Source organism: Streptomyces sp. NPDC006140, from assembly GCF_040628815.1.
In the GTDB taxonomy this organism is placed as follows: Bacteria; Actinomycetota; Actinomycetes; order Streptomycetales; family Streptomycetaceae; genus Streptomyces.
The window spans coordinates 440,313-454,820 of the sequence record NZ_JBEXTS010000001.1 but is presented as its reverse complement, the minus strand read 5'-3'; the positions used below and the strand labels follow the sequence as shown (position 1 = coordinate 454,820).

Annotated in this window: 12 protein-coding genes; 10 read left to right on the top strand and 2 right to left on the bottom strand. The window is 69.4% G+C overall.

Annotated elements, in window-relative coordinates; genetic code table 11:
- Nucleotides 1–172: 172 nt before the first annotated feature.
- Both ABZ386_RS02140 and ABZ386_RS02135 read left to right on the top strand, forming a co-directional pair.
- Entirely contained in the window at nt 173–2,746 is a 2,574-nt protein-coding gene (locus ABZ386_RS02140; RefSeq protein ID WP_358963195.1) for a M14 family zinc carboxypeptidase, read from the top strand.
- Nucleotides 2,743–3,888 carry a serine hydrolase domain-containing protein gene (locus ABZ386_RS02135; RefSeq protein WP_356499532.1) on the top strand — a complete coding sequence of 382 codons (1,146 nt, stop codon included), beginning with the start codon at nt 2,743–2,745 and terminating at the stop codon, nt 3,886–3,888. The genes ABZ386_RS02140 and ABZ386_RS02135 overlap by 4 nt, the downstream gene beginning before the upstream one ends.
- A gap of 68 nt (nt 3,889–3,956) precedes the next feature.
- Here ABZ386_RS02135 and ABZ386_RS02130 read toward each other — a convergent pair whose 3' ends face one another.
- Nucleotides 3,957–4,376, bottom strand: coding sequence for an organic hydroperoxide resistance protein (locus ABZ386_RS02130; protein ID WP_351332718.1), 420 nt, complete (start codon nt 4,374–4,376; stop codon nt 3,957–3,959).
- Nucleotides 4,377–4,499: 123 nt separating this feature from the next.
- Nucleotides 4,500–5,522 (bottom strand): NADP-dependent oxidoreductase, encoded by a 1,023-nt coding sequence (locus tag ABZ386_RS02125; protein WP_355717325.1) that lies wholly within the window; start codon nt 5,520–5,522, stop codon nt 4,500–4,502.
- 98 nt (nt 5,523–5,620) lie between these two features.
- On the opposite strand from ABZ386_RS02125, the gene ABZ386_RS02120 reads away from it, so the two are divergent.
- From ABZ386_RS02120 to ABZ386_RS02085, 8 genes are all read left to right on the top strand, one after another.
- A complete protein-coding gene (locus tag ABZ386_RS02120) occupies nt 5,621–6,070 on the top strand; it encodes a MarR family transcriptional regulator (protein WP_351332724.1) in 450 nt (149 codons plus the stop codon).
- Between the two features lie 234 nt (nt 6,071–6,304).
- On the top strand, nt 6,305–7,192 hold the full coding sequence (locus ABZ386_RS02115) for a LysR family transcriptional regulator (protein WP_351332727.1): 888 nt from the start codon (nt 6,305–6,307) through the stop codon (nt 7,190–7,192).
- Nucleotides 7,193–7,713: 521 nt separating this feature from the next.
- Nucleotides 7,714–8,472 (top strand): iron-containing redox enzyme family protein, encoded by a 759-nt coding sequence (locus ABZ386_RS02110; RefSeq protein WP_351332730.1) that lies wholly within the window; start codon nt 7,714–7,716, stop codon nt 8,470–8,472.
- Between the two features lie 35 nt (nt 8,473–8,507).
- Nucleotides 8,508–9,788 carry a pyridoxal phosphate-dependent aminotransferase gene (locus ABZ386_RS02105; RefSeq protein WP_351332733.1) on the top strand — a complete coding sequence of 427 codons (1,281 nt, stop codon included), beginning with the start codon at nt 8,508–8,510 and terminating at the stop codon, nt 9,786–9,788.
- A gap of 13 nt (nt 9,789–9,801) precedes the next feature.
- The gene (locus ABZ386_RS02100) at nt 9,802–11,589 is read left to right on the top strand and encodes an FAD/NAD(P)-binding protein (protein ID WP_356619018.1); all 1,788 of its coding nucleotides are present in this window, start codon (nt 9,802–9,804) and stop codon (nt 11,587–11,589) included.
- Entirely contained in the window at nt 11,580–12,107 is a 528-nt protein-coding gene (locus tag ABZ386_RS02095; protein ID WP_355717335.1) for a hypothetical protein, read from the top strand. The genes ABZ386_RS02100 and ABZ386_RS02095 overlap by 10 nt, the downstream gene beginning before the upstream one ends.
- Nucleotides 12,108–12,114: 7 nt before the next feature.
- Entirely contained in the window at nt 12,115–12,873 is a 759-nt protein-coding gene (locus tag ABZ386_RS02090) for a sulfite exporter TauE/SafE family protein (RefSeq protein WP_351332743.1), read from the top strand.
- A 29-nt stretch (nt 12,874–12,902) separates the two neighbouring features.
- Complete coding sequence (locus ABZ386_RS02085) at nt 12,903–13,490, top strand: class I SAM-dependent methyltransferase (RefSeq protein ID WP_355717339.1); 588 nt, start codon at nt 12,903–12,905, stop codon at nt 13,488–13,490.
- The last annotated feature ends 1,018 nt before the right edge of the window (nt 13,491–14,508 follow it).

Below are 14,508 nucleotides of genomic sequence, written 5' to 3'. Positions count from 1 at the left end.
GCGCTCTTGACGCGCTCCGGTCACACCGCTGTCACAGGCCGCGCAGGTCGGGCGGGGCGCGCTCCGCGGAGCCATCCGGGTCACCGGTGACACCAACGCGCCCTTGTTGCGGTTGAGTCGAACCGGTACACCTCGCCGTACCGATCTCAGGAAGCCCCGGAGGAGGTACTGCGTGCGCACCACGAGAACCGTTCCTGCGAGACCTGCGCTGATCGTCACCCTCACCCTCGCCACGGCGGGTTCGCTCCTGCTCGCCCCCGGCACCGCCGGCGCGGACCCGAAGCCCGTCACCCGCGAGGGCGCCGCCCTGGACGGCCGGGCGGCCCAGGCTCCCGCGAGCGCCGCCCGGCGGGCCCTGGCCGCTCCCGAGGAGACCTCCCCCGCGGCGGACACCCGCGGCTACCCCCGTCGCCAGGCCCTCTCCCCCGACCCGGTGAACCCCGGCGACAAGTCCCTGAAGCCGGGCCTCACCCCGTACCACGCGATCGCCCCGAAGCTGAACGCGCTGCAACGCCTCGGGGACCGGGTCAGTGTGGAGGTGACGGGCCGTTCGGCCGGCGGCCACCGCCTCTACCTGGTCACCGTCACCGCCCCGGAGACCGCCCGCGAGGCCCGCGCCCAGCAGCGGATGCGCGACCTGATCGAGAACGCGCCCGCGACGGCCGCCAGGTCACGCGAGATCAAGCGGGACTACAAGACGCCGGTCTTCGTCAACAGCAACATCCACGGCAACGAGTGGGAGGGCACGGACGCCGCCCTGAGGATCGTCGAGCAGCTCGCGACGGCCAAGGACGCCAAGACCCGCGACCTCCTCGCGCACAGCCGCCTGTACTTCAACATCACGGCCAACCCGGACGGCCGTATCGCCGGCACCCGCGCCAACGCGAACGGCTTCGACCTGAACCGGGACTTCGTCACCGCCTCCCAGCCCGAGACGCGCGCCATGCGGCAGATCGAGCTGGACAAGCAGCCGGCCGTCCTGCTGGACCTGCACGGCTACGTCAACGGCACGCTCATCGAGCCGACCACTCCCCCGCACGGCGAGAACTACGAGTACGACCTCTTCCTGAAGAACTCCTACGCCAACGCCCTCGGCATGGAGTCCGCGGTCAACGCCCTCGGCTACACGCCCGCGAAGGACGGCGTCGAACCCGCGCAGATCCCGTTCCGCGACCAGGAGGAGGGCTGGGACGACTGGCCGCCCATCTTCACCCCGCAGTACGCGGCCTTCCACGGCACGGTCGCCGCCCACACGGTGGAGATCCCGCTGGCAGTGAACAACGACGAGTACGACGAGCTGCCCGTCCCGGAGCTGCGCCGCCGCGCGGCGGTCAACACGGCCGTGGCGGGCGCGGCGATCCGCGCCACCCTGGACCACGTCCGCGAGCACCGCGCCGGGCTCGTCGCCGACCAGATCGAGGTCTTCCGCCGCGGCGCGGCCGGTGCCCCGCAGGTCCCGGTGTCGCCGGAGACGGTCCCCGGCGTCCCCGGCATCGGCCCGGAGGACGTCTACACGACCAGCTTCCCGCGCGCCTACGTCATCCCGCCCGGCACCTCCCGCACCCAGCGCTCGGCGCCCGCCGCCGCCCGCCTCGTCGACCACCTCCTCGCCAACGACGTCCGCGTCACCCGCGCCACCCGCCCCTTCCGCCTCGCCGGACGGACGTACCCCGGGGGCTCCTACGTCGTCGACCTGCACCAGCCCAAGCGCGGCATGGCGAACGTGCTGCTGGCCGACGGCCGGGACATCAGCGACCGGGTCTCGGAGATGTACGACATCTCCGGCTGGAGCCTGGGCCGCCTGTGGGGCGCCACGGTCGAGCGGGTGCCGTCGGGCAGCCTGCGGGGCGCGCCCCTGCGCCCGGTCACCGAGGCGGCCCCCGTCGCCCACGTGCCCGCGTACGGCGACCTCCGCCTGCGCCTGACCGACCCGCGCGAGGTCGCCGCGCTCAACTCCCTTCTCCGGCAGGGCGTCCCGGTGCGCCGGTCGGCGGACGGCAGCGCGATCGTCCCGGCGTCGGCCCGCCGCGCGGCGCTCACCGCCGCCCGCGCCCACGACGTCGCCTTCACGGCCACGCGGGCGACCGGCACGGCCCCCCTGCGCCGCGTCCGGGTCGCCGCCGCCGTCACACCGGGTGAGCTGTTCGCGCTGCGGGAGATGGGCTTCGACGTCACGCCTGTCTCGACGGCGGTGCTGAACGCGGGCTTCGACTGGTCCGGCACGGACGTGCTGTTCGTCTCCGCCGGCCTGGACCGCGCCGCCCTGTCGGCCCCCGCCCGCAGGGCCCTGGACGCCTTCCTCGACGGCCACGGCCTGGTGGGCCGGGGCGCGACGGGAGCGGCCCTGAACACGGCGGCGGGGCGGCTGGCCGTGGAGCCGGTCGAGGGCAACGGAGCCGCCAACGGCGTCGTCCGCACGGTGAACTCGGGCGGCGTCACGCGGGACGCGCCGTCCCACGGCTTCGTCTACGCGCCGCTCTGGTTCACCGGCCTCGGCCCCGGCGTGCGCGTGGAGCAGTCGTACGCGACCGGGAACCCGCTGGTTTCCGGACACTGGCGCCCGCTCCGGGACGGCACCGGCGGCCCCGCCGAGGCCGCGGGGCAGGCCTGCGTGGTCAGCGGCGGGCGCACGGTCCTGTTCGGCACAGAACCCCTCTTCCGGGACCATCCGAAGGGGGAATTCCCGCAGGTGGCACGGGCATTGTTCACAGTGGCACACAGCGGTTCAGTTGAGGAGAGCGGATGACGCAGGAGATCCACGGCACCGTGGCGGACGGCTTCGAGGACGTACGCGAGGAGTTCGCCGCGTTCGTGGCCGGGGAACGCCCCGACTACGAGGGCCAGCTGTGCGCCTACGTGCACGGCCGCAAGGTCGTCGACCTGTGGGCGGGGACCGACGCGGACGCCCTCTACGGCGTGTTCTCGTCGACCAAGGGCGCCGCCGCCCTGGTCGTCGCCCTCCTCGTCCAGGACGGCACGCTGGAACTGGACCGCAAGGTGACGTACTACTGGCCCGAGTTCGCGGCCGAGGGCAAGGGCGCTCTGACCCTGCGCGAGCTGCTCGCGCACCGGGCCGGGGTGGTCGGCACGGACAGCGGCTTCACCCTCGCGGAGCTGGCCGACGACCGCCAGCTCGCCGAACGCCTCGCCGACCAGCGGCCGTTCTGGCGGCCCGGCACGGCGTTCGGCTACCACGCCCTGGTCGCCGGCGCCCTGTCCGGCGAGGTCGTACGCCGCGCCACGGGCCGCACGCTCCAAGAGGTGTACCAGGAGCGGATCAGGGCCCCGTACGGCCTGGACTTCTTCCTGGGCCTGCCCGCGCCCCTGGAGCCGCGCTTCCGCACCACCGAGCCGATGGCCCCGACCCCCGGCCAGCAGGCCCTCCTCGACGCCGACCCCACGGGCCCGCACACCCTCGCCTCGATCGCCTTCAACCGCCACGCGCCCGAGCCGACCGACCTGGCCGCGCTCCCCAACATGCCGCTGGTGCGCGCGAAGGGCCCGGCGTCGGTGGGCGGGGTGGCGTCGGCGCGGGGCCTGGCGGGGATGTACGCGGCGGCGATCAGCGAGGTGGGCGAGCAGGCGCCGCTGCTGAAGCCGGACACGGTGGCGGAGTTCGGCCAGTTCCACTCGGCCGGCTACGACCTGGTGGCCCGGGCCCACAAGTCCTTCGGCCTCGGATTCCAGACCACGGCCGACGCGTGGCATCCGTTCCTCGGCGCCGGGACGATCGGGCACAGCGGCGCGAGCGGCTCGCAAGGCTTCGCGGACCCGTGGAGCGGTCTCGCGTACGGCTACACGCGGCGCCGGTTCGCCTTCCCCGGCGGGGCCGCCCCGGAGAACAACCGCCTGGCACTGGCGATCCACCGGGCGGCGCTCGCCCGCTGACCCCGGACACGGACGGAGGCCGCATCCCACGTCCAAGGATGCGGCCTCCGGGTAGGCAACGAGTGCCGTCAGACAAGCGTCACGGTGATGTTCCCGCGAGTCGCCTTCGAGTACGGGCACACCTCGTGCGCCTTCTCGATCAGCGACCGCGCGGTGCCCCGGTCCACCTTCGGGATGTCGGCCGAGATCTCGACGATGATCCCGAACCCGTCCCCGTTCTTCCCGAGGCCCACCTTCGCGGTGACGGTCGCCCCGGTGAGGTCGGCGCCCTCCTGGCGGGCGACGACGCCGAGGGCGCCCTGGAAGCAGGCGCTGTACCCGGCGGCGAACAGCTGCTCGGGGTTGGTGCCGGCGCCGCTCCCGCCCATCGCCTCGGGCGGGTTGACGACGACGTCGAGCCGGCCGTCATCGGTGGCCACCCGCCCGTCGCGCCCGCCCTCGGCGGTGGCGACGGCGGTGTACAGGACGTCGGACTGCTGGATCGGCATGCGGTTGTGTTCCTTCGGTCGTCCGCCGCGGCTCGCGCCCGGGCCGGGACGGATTCGGAAAGAAGCTACCGCATGCCGGAAGTCCAGCAAAGGGTGCCGAGAGCCGTCGGACGTCGGGAGCCGTCAGAGCTTGACGATCATCTTCCCGGTGTTGTCGCCGCGCAGCACGCCCAGGAAGGCCTCCAGGTTGTTCTCGATGCCCTCGACGACGGTCTCGCGGTACTTCAGCTCACCGGAGGCGACCCAGGGGGCGACCTCCTGCACGAACTGCGGCTGGAGGTCGTAGTGGTCCCCGACCAGGAAGCCCTCGATGCGGCCGCGGGTCTGGATGAGGCGGGCGAGGTTCTTCGGGCCCGGGGCGGGCTCGGTGTTGTTGTAGACGGAGATCATCCCGCAGACGGCGATCCGGCCGCCCTGGTTGAGGGAGCCGATGGCGGCCTCCAGGTGGTCACCGCCGACGTTGTCGAAGTAGACGTCGATCCCGTCGGGAGCGGCGGCGCGCAGCTGCTCGCTCACGGGCCCGTCCTTGTAGTTGAAGGCGGCGTCGAAGCCGTACTCCTCCACGAGGAGCTTCACCTTCTCCTCCGACCCGGCGGACCCGATGACCCGCGAGGCGCCCTTCAGCCTGGCGATCTGCCCGACCTGGCCGCCCACGGCCCCGGCGGCGCCGGAGACGAAGACGGCGTCGCCCTCCTTGAAGGCGGCGGTGCGCAGCAGCCCCGCGTAGGCGGTGAGGCCGGTCATGCCCAGGACACCGAGGTACGCCGACAGCGGCGCGGCGTCCGGATCCACCTTCACGGCGTTCTTCGCGGCCACGACGGCGTACTCCCGCCACCCGAAGAAGTGCAGCACGTGGTCCCCGACGGACAGCCCCTCCGCGTTGGAGGCCACGACCTCGCCGACGGCACCGCCCTGCATGACCTTGCCCAGCTCGAACGGGGCGACGTAGGACTTGGCGGCACTCATCCGGCCGCGCATGTACGGGTCCACGGAGAGGTACTTGTTCCGGACGAGGACCTGCCCCTCACCGGGCTGCGGCACCTCCGCCTCGACCAGGGCGAAGTCCTCGGGCTTCGGCCAGCCGACCGGGCGGCTGAGCAGGTGCCATTCGCGGCTGACGGCGGGAAGGGTGGGGGTGTCGGTCATGGTGCGCCTGTCCTCACGTGGTGCGAATGTTTCAGTACCTGAAACAACCATGCTCCTGAAAATTTCAGGTTGTCAAATAACCGGGTACCCTCGATCGCATGGCCTCCACCACACCGACCCCGCAGCACACCACCAACCGCCCGGATCCGCTGACCCTCGAGGTCGTCGAGCTCATCGGGGAGGTCGTGGCGCGGTTCCACCAGGACTACGAGGAGGCGGCGGCGGAGCACGCTCTCACGGGGGCGCAGGCGCGGCTGCTGAGCCTGCTGTGCCTGGAGCCGCTGCCGATGCGGAGGCTGGCGCAGCGGCTGAAGTGCGAGCCGTCGAACGTCACGGGGATCGTGGACCGGCTGGAGGCGCGTGGCCTGGTGGAGCGGCGGCCGGACCCCTCGGACCGGAGGGTGAAGGTGGCGGCGGCCACGGCGGACGGGCGGCGGATGGCCCGGAGCCTGCGCGAGTCGCTGCGGTTCGCGCGGGAGCCGCTGGCTGGACTGTCAGAGGGGGAGCGGGTGGCGCTGCGGGACGCGTTGCGGGGGATGCTGGGATGAGGCCGCGCCCCGCAGAAGGTCGGCCGCCGGTTTCCTGACGGATGGATTCCTGTTGTGTGACCGCTTCTCAGCTCTTCTGGACACAGGTGACCGGGCTTACGCCAATGCCTGAAAGTCGTCACCAGAAATTCCTGTGTTCAGGCTGAACTCGGCATACGCATGGCTTTAGCCCGAAACCATCAATGCGTCCCATGCATGCTTGTCACCTCAACTAAGGTGCCACACGATGGATCCATGGATCTTCAGCAGATGCGCTACGTGGTCGCCGTCGCCGAGACAAACAGCTTCACCCGGGCCGCCGAACGCTGCCTGGTCGTCCAGTCCGCTCTCAGTCACCAAGTGGCCCGCCTCGAAAAGGAACTGGGGGCACGGCTCTTCGAACGCACCAGCCGCCGGGTACGGCTGACTCCGGCCGGTGCGGCGTTCCTGCCCTCGGCCCGGCAATGTCTGGACGCCGCCGAGCGCGCGGCCAACGAAGTCGCCGCGGCGGTCGGCGAGATACGCGGGCGGCTCGCCGTGGGTGTCGTTCCGTCCGTCGCCGCGGTCGATGTCCCAGGCGCCTTACGTGACTTCAACCAGCAGTATCCGAACGTGCGCATCAGCCTGAGCGTGGGCGCCAGCGACAAACTCGTCGAACAGGTCAGGGGGGGAGGCGTAGGGGTGGCTTTCCTCGGGCTGCCGACCACGGTGCGCCCCGAGGGCGTCAACTCCCGTGAACTCGCCCGTGACCGGCTCGTCGCCGTCGTCGGGCCGGACCACCCCCTGGCCCAGGAGTCGGCGGTCGATCTGCGCAGACTCTCCTCCGAGGTGTTCGTGGACCTGCCGGCCAGAACAGACGGACGTGTCCAGTCCGACCTGGCCTTCTCGGCCGTCGGCGTCCACCGCGACGTCGCCTTCGAGGTGACCAACGCGGACTTCCTGGCGCGACTGGCCGGACAGGGCCTCGGCATCGCCATGCTCCCCTCCGCCTACGCGGCTCAGCTCACCGGCGTCATCACCATCGAGGTCACCGACGCGCCGACCCGCGTCGAATACATGATCTGGAGCTGCGACAACCGCACACCCGCGGCCACCGCATTCCTCGCCATCCTCGGCATCCCGGTGGACGACGACACGGAGTGAAAGGGACCGCCGCCCGGTTTCCCGTGCAGGCGACCTCGCCGTGCGATCCGGGAGGGGCCGGACGGGGAGGAGCCGCCGGCCCCGTAGGCGACCGGCACGGACGTCGGCGCCAAGGATTGCCTTCACCCTTTGAATGCGGCTCATCCAGTGGCGTTGCCGATACTGGAGAGTCCCCTCCGTAAGTCCGTAAGACCGGCACGACTCTACCTATTTGCTTTCGCTCCCACAACCGTGCACCTTGAAATCCGCATAACGGTTCGCAACTTGGCCGAAATGCATCAGATGTCTGCGCCCCCCCGCCCGGACACAGCCCGACGAGGCCGCCGGCACCGAGCGGGAGCTCCCTGATCTATCGCGCATCGCGATGGAATCGGTGACGATTATGTATTGGACGAATTCTGGGCGCGGATGAGAACTTGAGATCACAAGTCCGACTCCGCCTTCCTCTGGGAGAGGCCAGTAACTGCTGTCTGGCCAGGCGTCATGATGCGAATTCGGTGCGAACTGGGGGTGCACGCAAGATGAGCACGAGCACGGAAGCCACACTTCAGGATCAGGTCGCCTCACTCATGGACGGCCTGGAACAGCATGACGTCTACAGCAACGACTACTTCAAGTTCTTGCAGGACACGTCGTGGAACAGCCAGACCTACGATTTCCACCGGGCGAACTTCTTCCACAGGACCGAGGGTACGGTCAAAGGAATCGCCCACGTCTGCGCCCAGGCCGCGGCCAACGACGACCGTGACACGCTGACCCTGTTCTCCTTCATCCTCAACGAGGAGACCGGGAACGGCGAGGCCGCCAAGTGCCACGAAATCCTGATGGAGAACGCCCACAACCTGCACGGCGAGATGGAGTTCGGCCTGTCGCCGCTGCGGGTGAAGGAGGCGCGGCACAGCAACCTGGTGATCGCCGAGACGTTCAAGTACCGCGAGCGCACTCGGGAACTGGTGGGCGGCAGCTACCACCGGATGCTGGGCGTCGCGATGGCCCTGGAGTCACACGCCGACACCATGCTGCAGATCTGCCGTACGGCGTTCCGCAACAGCAACACCGGGCTGCCCGAGCCCGAGTTCGTCGACAAGGTCGAGATCTACTTCAACGTCCACGTCGGCGACGAGGGCGTCGAGGAGCGCCACGCCGCGGACGCGAAGAGGTGCGTCGAGAACAACTGCCGCACCGAGGCGGACGTCGCGGAGATCGCCTACGGCGCCCGCGAGACGCTGAACATCCAACTGGAGATGTGGAACGCCATGTACAAGGCCGTCACCAGTTGAGTTCGACGAGCAGAGAGAGGCAGCTCGTAAGCGTCGTGCAGAAAAACAGAGGAATCTCCAAGGCAGTCCTGAACATTCCCGAATCCGCTACTCACGGCACTGCGGCAAAGCTCGTCGCGCTCAACCGCGGAGTCGCTGCGGACGACCAGATCATCGATCTGAGCATTGGTGCGCTGGACACCCCGACCGATCCACGGATCGACCGTGGAGTCATCAACTTCATCGAGCAGAGATCCGAAACCGTGCATGCTTTCGCACCGGTCAAGGGGTTTGGGTTCCTGCGCGAATCCATCGCCGCACGGGTGGCTCGCCTGCATGGCATCGAGTACGACCCCGACACGGAGGTCATGGTCACACCGGGCGGTGTGAAGGGCTCCATCTCGGTGACCTTCCACGCGTTGCTGGACTCGGGCGACGAGGTCGTGATCCCCGTGCCCAACTGGCCGCACTACTCGGACATGGTGCGGCTGCACGAAGCCATCCCGAAGACCGTCCTGGTCCCGGCGGACGAGGGCCTCACCGCCCGGGCTCTCGAGGGAGCGCTCTCCGAGCGAACCAAGATCGTCGTCATGGGCGACTGCATCAACCCGACGGGCAAGATCTACTCGACGGCGGAGCTGTCGGAACTGGCCCAAGTCCTCGCGCGGCACAACACCCGGCGGCAGGACCGCGGCGAGAGCCCCGTCCATGTCTTGTTCGACACACCCTACGAAGCACACGTCCTCGGTGACCGGGCGAAGACCTTCGCCGCCCTCGACGTGCCGCTCGCCGGCGGCGATCGCTGCTCCATGCGGCCATGGACCGTGTCGGTGACCGGCCCGGGCAAGACCTATGGCATGCACGGCGACCGGATCGGCTATCTCTGCGGTCCCCAGGACATCGTGGAGGCCGCCGCGCGAGCCCAGGTCAACCTCACGTCGTTCGCGTCGACCTATGGGCAGGTCGCCACCCACGTCGCACTGCAGCCGGAGATGGACGAGGTGGCGACCTTCAGGGCGAAGATCGCCCGCTCCAATCTGGAGGCGATGCTGCAAGAACTGCAGCCCATACCCTCCTTGCGGGTCAGCCCGCCGCAGGGTGGCTACTTCCTCTTCGTCGACCTGTCAGCCCACGCCGACGCCTACCAGCGGCTCGGTCACGCCACCGCCGAGCAGTTCCTGCTGGCCGAAGCGAAGGTGGCCACCATCGCCGGCAGCCACTTCGCGCACGGCGAGGCGCTGGACCATTTCGTGCGGATCAACTGCGGCCGCACCGGTTCGCTTCTGACCGAGGCCGCCACACGCATCCGGCACGCCCTCACCCGTCTCGAGTCCTGAGCTGAAGGCCACGATGGCAGACACCGTCAAGTACTGCATCGTCGGTACGGGCTTCGCCGGTACGTGCGCGCTGTGGCACCTGGTACGGCGCATGACCGACCCACACCGGCTGTCCCTGCTTCCGCCGTCGGCCGTCACCGTCGTCACGGTGGAGCAGGGACCCGTGAACGGGCCGGGATACCCGTACGCGCAGGGCAACGTCCAGCTCGCCCACCGGTGCAACAACGAAGCGAGCACCATGGGCATCCACGGCAACGACTTCGTCGACTGGATGGCCGCGAACAAACCGTGGCTCATCAAAGAGTGTCCGGAGCTCGTCCTCGAGACGCATCCCGGAATCGAGCTGGACGAGTGGCAGCCCGACGACCGTGAGTTCTATCCGCGTGCGTTGTTCGGCATCTACCTTCGGCAGCGGTTTCGGGAGACCGTCGCGAAGGCCCGAGCGCACGGCATCGAGGTGCGGTCGTACGTGCGCCACGAGGCCAGGGACGGCCTCACGAAGCCGGACGGGTTCTCCGTCCTGCTCCGTGATCTGGAGACCGACCGCGAGTTCACCGTGGACGGGCTCGACCAGGTCCTGCTGAGCACGGGGCACTGGCAGCCCGGGAAGGCCGGGACACCGTCGGAGCACGGTGTCCACGTCGCCTCCCCGTATCCACCGGCCGTCATGAGAGCCGCCGTCGCCCGCCGGATCCGCTCCCGCCGCGCACAGGATGAGCGGCCCCGTGTGTTCGTCCAGGGGATGGGTCCCAGCGGTATCGACGCCATCCTGACCCTGTGCGACGAAGGCGAGTTCACCTACTCCCGCGACGGGCACGTGGCAGGGTACCGGCCGACGGCGCACGCCGAGCCGTTGTCCGTGGTCGCCGGATCACGCTCGGGCTTCTTTCCTCCGGTCCGGGGTCCGCTCGCACCGTACGAGCTGCACCACCTGACGGAGAACAACCTCGACGCGATCCGGCGCGAGCACCGAGGGCATCTGAAGATCGAGCGCGTTCTGGAGCTGCTGGACAAGGATCTGCGCCGGGCGACCGAGGGGACGCTGGGGTGGGAGGACGTCAGGAGCCCTCGCTGGCGCACCGCCCGGGAGAAGCTGACGAGTGATCTGAAGGACTCCTCCACCGGAAACCTCGTCCACACGGTCGTGCTGAAGGCGCGGCGGATGCGCTTCTACAGCCGGCTCGAACCTGCTGACAAGGAAGTCTACGACCGCCTGCTCGACACCCACTTCATACGGACGGCGGTACCGATGCCGGCCGCCGTCGCGGAGAAGCTCCTCGCTCTCATGGACGCCGGAATGCTGACGACCGTCAGGCTGGGCTACGACGACGCCCAGCACACGCAGGTGGAGGAGGACGGCACGCTGCGGGTCACGTACCGGTCCGAGTCCGGCGAAACGGCGACCTTGCGAGCGGACTGCATGGTCCGTGCCAGTGCGCAGGACTTCGCCATGGAGCGTCATCCCTCGCCGTTCATCCAGAACCTGCTGCGGCGAGGTGAGATCGTCCCGCACGAGGAAGGCGGATACGCCCCGGGCGGCATCGCGCTCGCCACGCGCGGCGGCTACCGGGTGATGAAGCGGGCAGGTGGGGTGCGCGTTCCGTCGCCGCATCTGTCGGCCTACGGGGCGCCCGTCAGGTTCTGGCAGAACGAACACAACTACGCCGGTGCTTTCGTCGCGGCGGCCCAGTGGGTGGCCGACGACTGGACCGGGACCGCGGGAGCAGCCGGCTCCCCCTCCGCCGCCGTGGACGAGCCCGGACTGGTGAGCAGCGAACAAGGAGACAAGCCATGGAGATGAAAGAGTTCTACTACCAGGACGGCCTGCGCGTCAGTGTGTTCAACCTCGACCACAAGGCCGTCCCTTTTCACTTCCACAACGCGGTGTCGGACATGATGTACTGCTCGCAGGGCCGCATCGTGATCGAACTGCCCGACACCGACGAGGTGTTCACCGTCGAGCCTGGTGAGGTCTTCCAGGTTCCGAGCCCGAGCAGGCACCGGTTCGGCAACGCGGCCCCTGTTGGCACGCTGTCACGCTACGTGCTCCTGCAGATCGGCACGTTCGACATCAATTTCGTCCCGGCTGCCAAGGAGCTGGCGGAGCAGTTCGTCGACCGTACGCGGACACCGGTCGTGGACGGCACCGTCCACATCGGGGATCGCCGGGCCGACATCGTCAAGCTCGCCAATCACTTCGAGCAGGAAAAGCCCGAGGTGCTGACTCCGCAGGAGCAGGCGGACGTGGTGGCGGCACTGCGGTGCTTCGTGTCGCGCGGCATCGAGACGGAGCATCCGCGGGCGGCCGTTCAGCCGTGAGCCGCACGTGATCTCATTCGACCCGGTCGTCATCACGGTGATCGTCCTGACGTTCTTCGTGGGTGGGCTGGTGAAGGGTCTGACCGGCCTCGGCCTGCCGCCCGTCGTCCTCGGGATTCTGACCGCCACGATCGGGATCCATCCGGCGAAGGCGCTGATCCTCGTGCCGACGTTCCTGACCAATGTCGTGCAGGCGACGAGCGGCGGGCACGGCCGGAAAGTCGTCCGCATCACGTGGCCGTTCCTGCTGGCCGCCACGGTCTTCACCGTGTCCGGCGCCTTCACGCTGAGCTACTTCCGGGCGGATGTGATGTCGGCCCTGCTCGGCCTGGGGCTGACGGTGTACGGGGTGCTCGGGCTGTTCCGCCTGCGGGTGAACATCCGCGGCAAGTGGTGGCACCACCCCGTGGGTGTCGTCTCCGGAGCCACCAACGGGTTCCTCACCGGAGCGACCGGCTCGTCGGCCGTCCCCGGGGTCTTCTACCTGCAGTCCGTCGGGCTCCTGCGTGACGAGCTGGTGCAGAGCATGGGCATTCTCTTCACCCTGTCCACCGTCGGTCTGGCGTGGACGCTGCAGACGCAGGACCTGCTCAGCGTCAACCTCGCCGTGATGTCAGCCATATCCTTGGCCCCGGCGTTCCTCGGGATGTCGATCGGAAGCCGGATCCGCAAGAGGGTCTCCGAGGAGCGGTTTCGAACTGTGCTCTGTGTCGCTTTGGCGCTCCTCGGGGTGTTCGTCGCCGTGCAGAGCTTGATGACCTGGTGAGGCGCCTCGAAGCGAGGAGAGGACGCGATATGAGAGCGGATTTGGTCGAACTGCTGGGCGAGCTGGAGGAGTTCGGCGAGGCGAACGACGCGGCAACGGACGACCGAAGCCGAAAGATGCTGAACATCACGCACGACACCGGCATGTTCCTGACGATGCTCATCAAGACGGGCAACTGCAAGAACGTCCTGGAGGTCGGGACTTCCAACGGCTACTCGACGTTGTGGCTGGCCGAGGCCGTGGGCGAGGGCGGTTCGGTGACGACCGTCGAACAGGCGCCCGGCAAGGTCGCGATGGCCGAGCGGAACTTCCAGCGCGCCGGACTCCAGCCCCGCATCCGGCAGATCACGGACGACGCCGGCCGGTTCATCGAGTCGCGCGGAGCCGGCGAGTACGACTTCGTGTTCCTGGACAGCGATCGCGGACAGTACGCAGACTGGTGGCCCTCCCTCCAGCGAATTCTCGCGAACGGCTGTCTGATGGTGGTCGACAACGCCGTCTCTCACGCTCACCAGTTGGAGACCTTCAAGCAGTTGGTCGAGGCCTCGGACGGCTACCTCAGCTGCGTCTTCCCGATCGGCAAGGGCGAAATGGTGGTCTTGAAAGACATTCCGTGACGCCATCCGCGCGGAAGGCGCTACGTGCACCACCACAGGAAGCGGTTGCAGGTTTCCGATGGTGATGGTTCCGGCGCGGGAGGCGGTGTGGTGCGGCCCGAGGTCGGGGTCGGCGCCGGCCCCGGAGGAGCGGCCGTGGGGGCCGACGTCGACCGGGTCGGGGACGTGCCCGCCGGGGTCGAGTCCGGATCACCCGGAGTCCCCTCCCCCGTCGGGGACTTCGACTCCTCGCCGCCCTCCGGAGACTCAGATGCCGACGGCGAGTCGGAAACCCCCGGAGACGGGGACTCAGACGCTCCGTCAGCCCCCGCGACACCCCCCGGCGAGCGGCCCGTCTCCCCCGCCTCCACCGACGCGTCCCCGTCCGCCGACTCGCCCCCGGCCGCCGCCGGCGTCGGTGTCGACTTCGGCGCGTCCATGCCGAGTTCGGCGAGGCTCAGCCCACCCGCCGCCAGCACGAACCCGGCCGCGACGAACAGGGTCCGGCGCCGTCGCCGCCGGTGCGCCGCGGCCTTCCGGTCCCGCCGGCTCGCCCCGCCCGGACCCGGCCCCTCCCCGACCGCCCCGCGCCCCCGCCCACGCCGCCGCGCGGCGCGCCCCAGGGGCTCACCCTCGTCGTCCTCGTCGGGGCCGTCATCGGCGCCGTCAGAGCCGTCAGAGCCGTACTCACCGCCCGACCCGTCGGCTCCGCCGGCAACGCCCTCACCCATGACGGACGGGGCGTGATACCCCGGCTCACGCCAGCGCAGCGCTTCGGCGGAGGTGCCGCACCCCGGGCAGGCGAGGGCGCCGTTCAGGTGCCGTCGGCACGGGTCGCAGTAGTCCATGACGCGGGAAGATTAAGTTCCCCGCCGGTCACGTTCCTAGATCCAGCTGTGAAGGTTCTGTAGGGACACACCCCGCCCGCGGTTTCGAAACTGTCGAAACCGTTATGCGCGCGACCCATTGACACCCCCACCGCCCCGTCCTTACTGTCACGCCAGCATTTCGAACGTGTGCCGAAATATCGAACACGTCG

Coding starts and splice junctions, on each gene's coding strand:
- ABZ386_RS02135 (WP_356499532.1), top strand. CDS start 2,743: ATGACGCAGGAGATCCACGGCACCGTGGCGGACGGCTTCGAGGACGTA.
- ABZ386_RS02130 (WP_351332718.1), bottom strand. CDS start 4,376: ATGCCGATCCAGCAGTCCGACGTCCTGTACACCGCCGTCGCCACCGCC.
- ABZ386_RS02100 (WP_356619018.1), top strand. CDS start 9,802: ATGGCAGACACCGTCAAGTACTGCATCGTCGGTACGGGCTTCGCCGGT.
- ABZ386_RS02085 (WP_355717339.1), top strand. CDS start 12,903: ATGAGAGCGGATTTGGTCGAACTGCTGGGCGAGCTGGAGGAGTTCGGC.
- ABZ386_RS02095 (WP_355717335.1), top strand. CDS start 11,580: ATGGAGATGAAAGAGTTCTACTACCAGGACGGCCTGCGCGTCAGTGTG.
- ABZ386_RS02125 (WP_355717325.1), bottom strand. CDS start 5,522: ATGACCGACACCCCCACCCTTCCCGCCGTCAGCCGCGAATGGCACCTG.
- ABZ386_RS02115 (WP_351332727.1), top strand. CDS start 6,305: ATGGATCTTCAGCAGATGCGCTACGTGGTCGCCGTCGCCGAGACAAAC.
- ABZ386_RS02120 (WP_351332724.1), top strand. CDS start 5,621: ATGGCCTCCACCACACCGACCCCGCAGCACACCACCAACCGCCCGGAT.
- ABZ386_RS02110 (WP_351332730.1), top strand. CDS start 7,714: ATGAGCACGAGCACGGAAGCCACACTTCAGGATCAGGTCGCCTCACTC.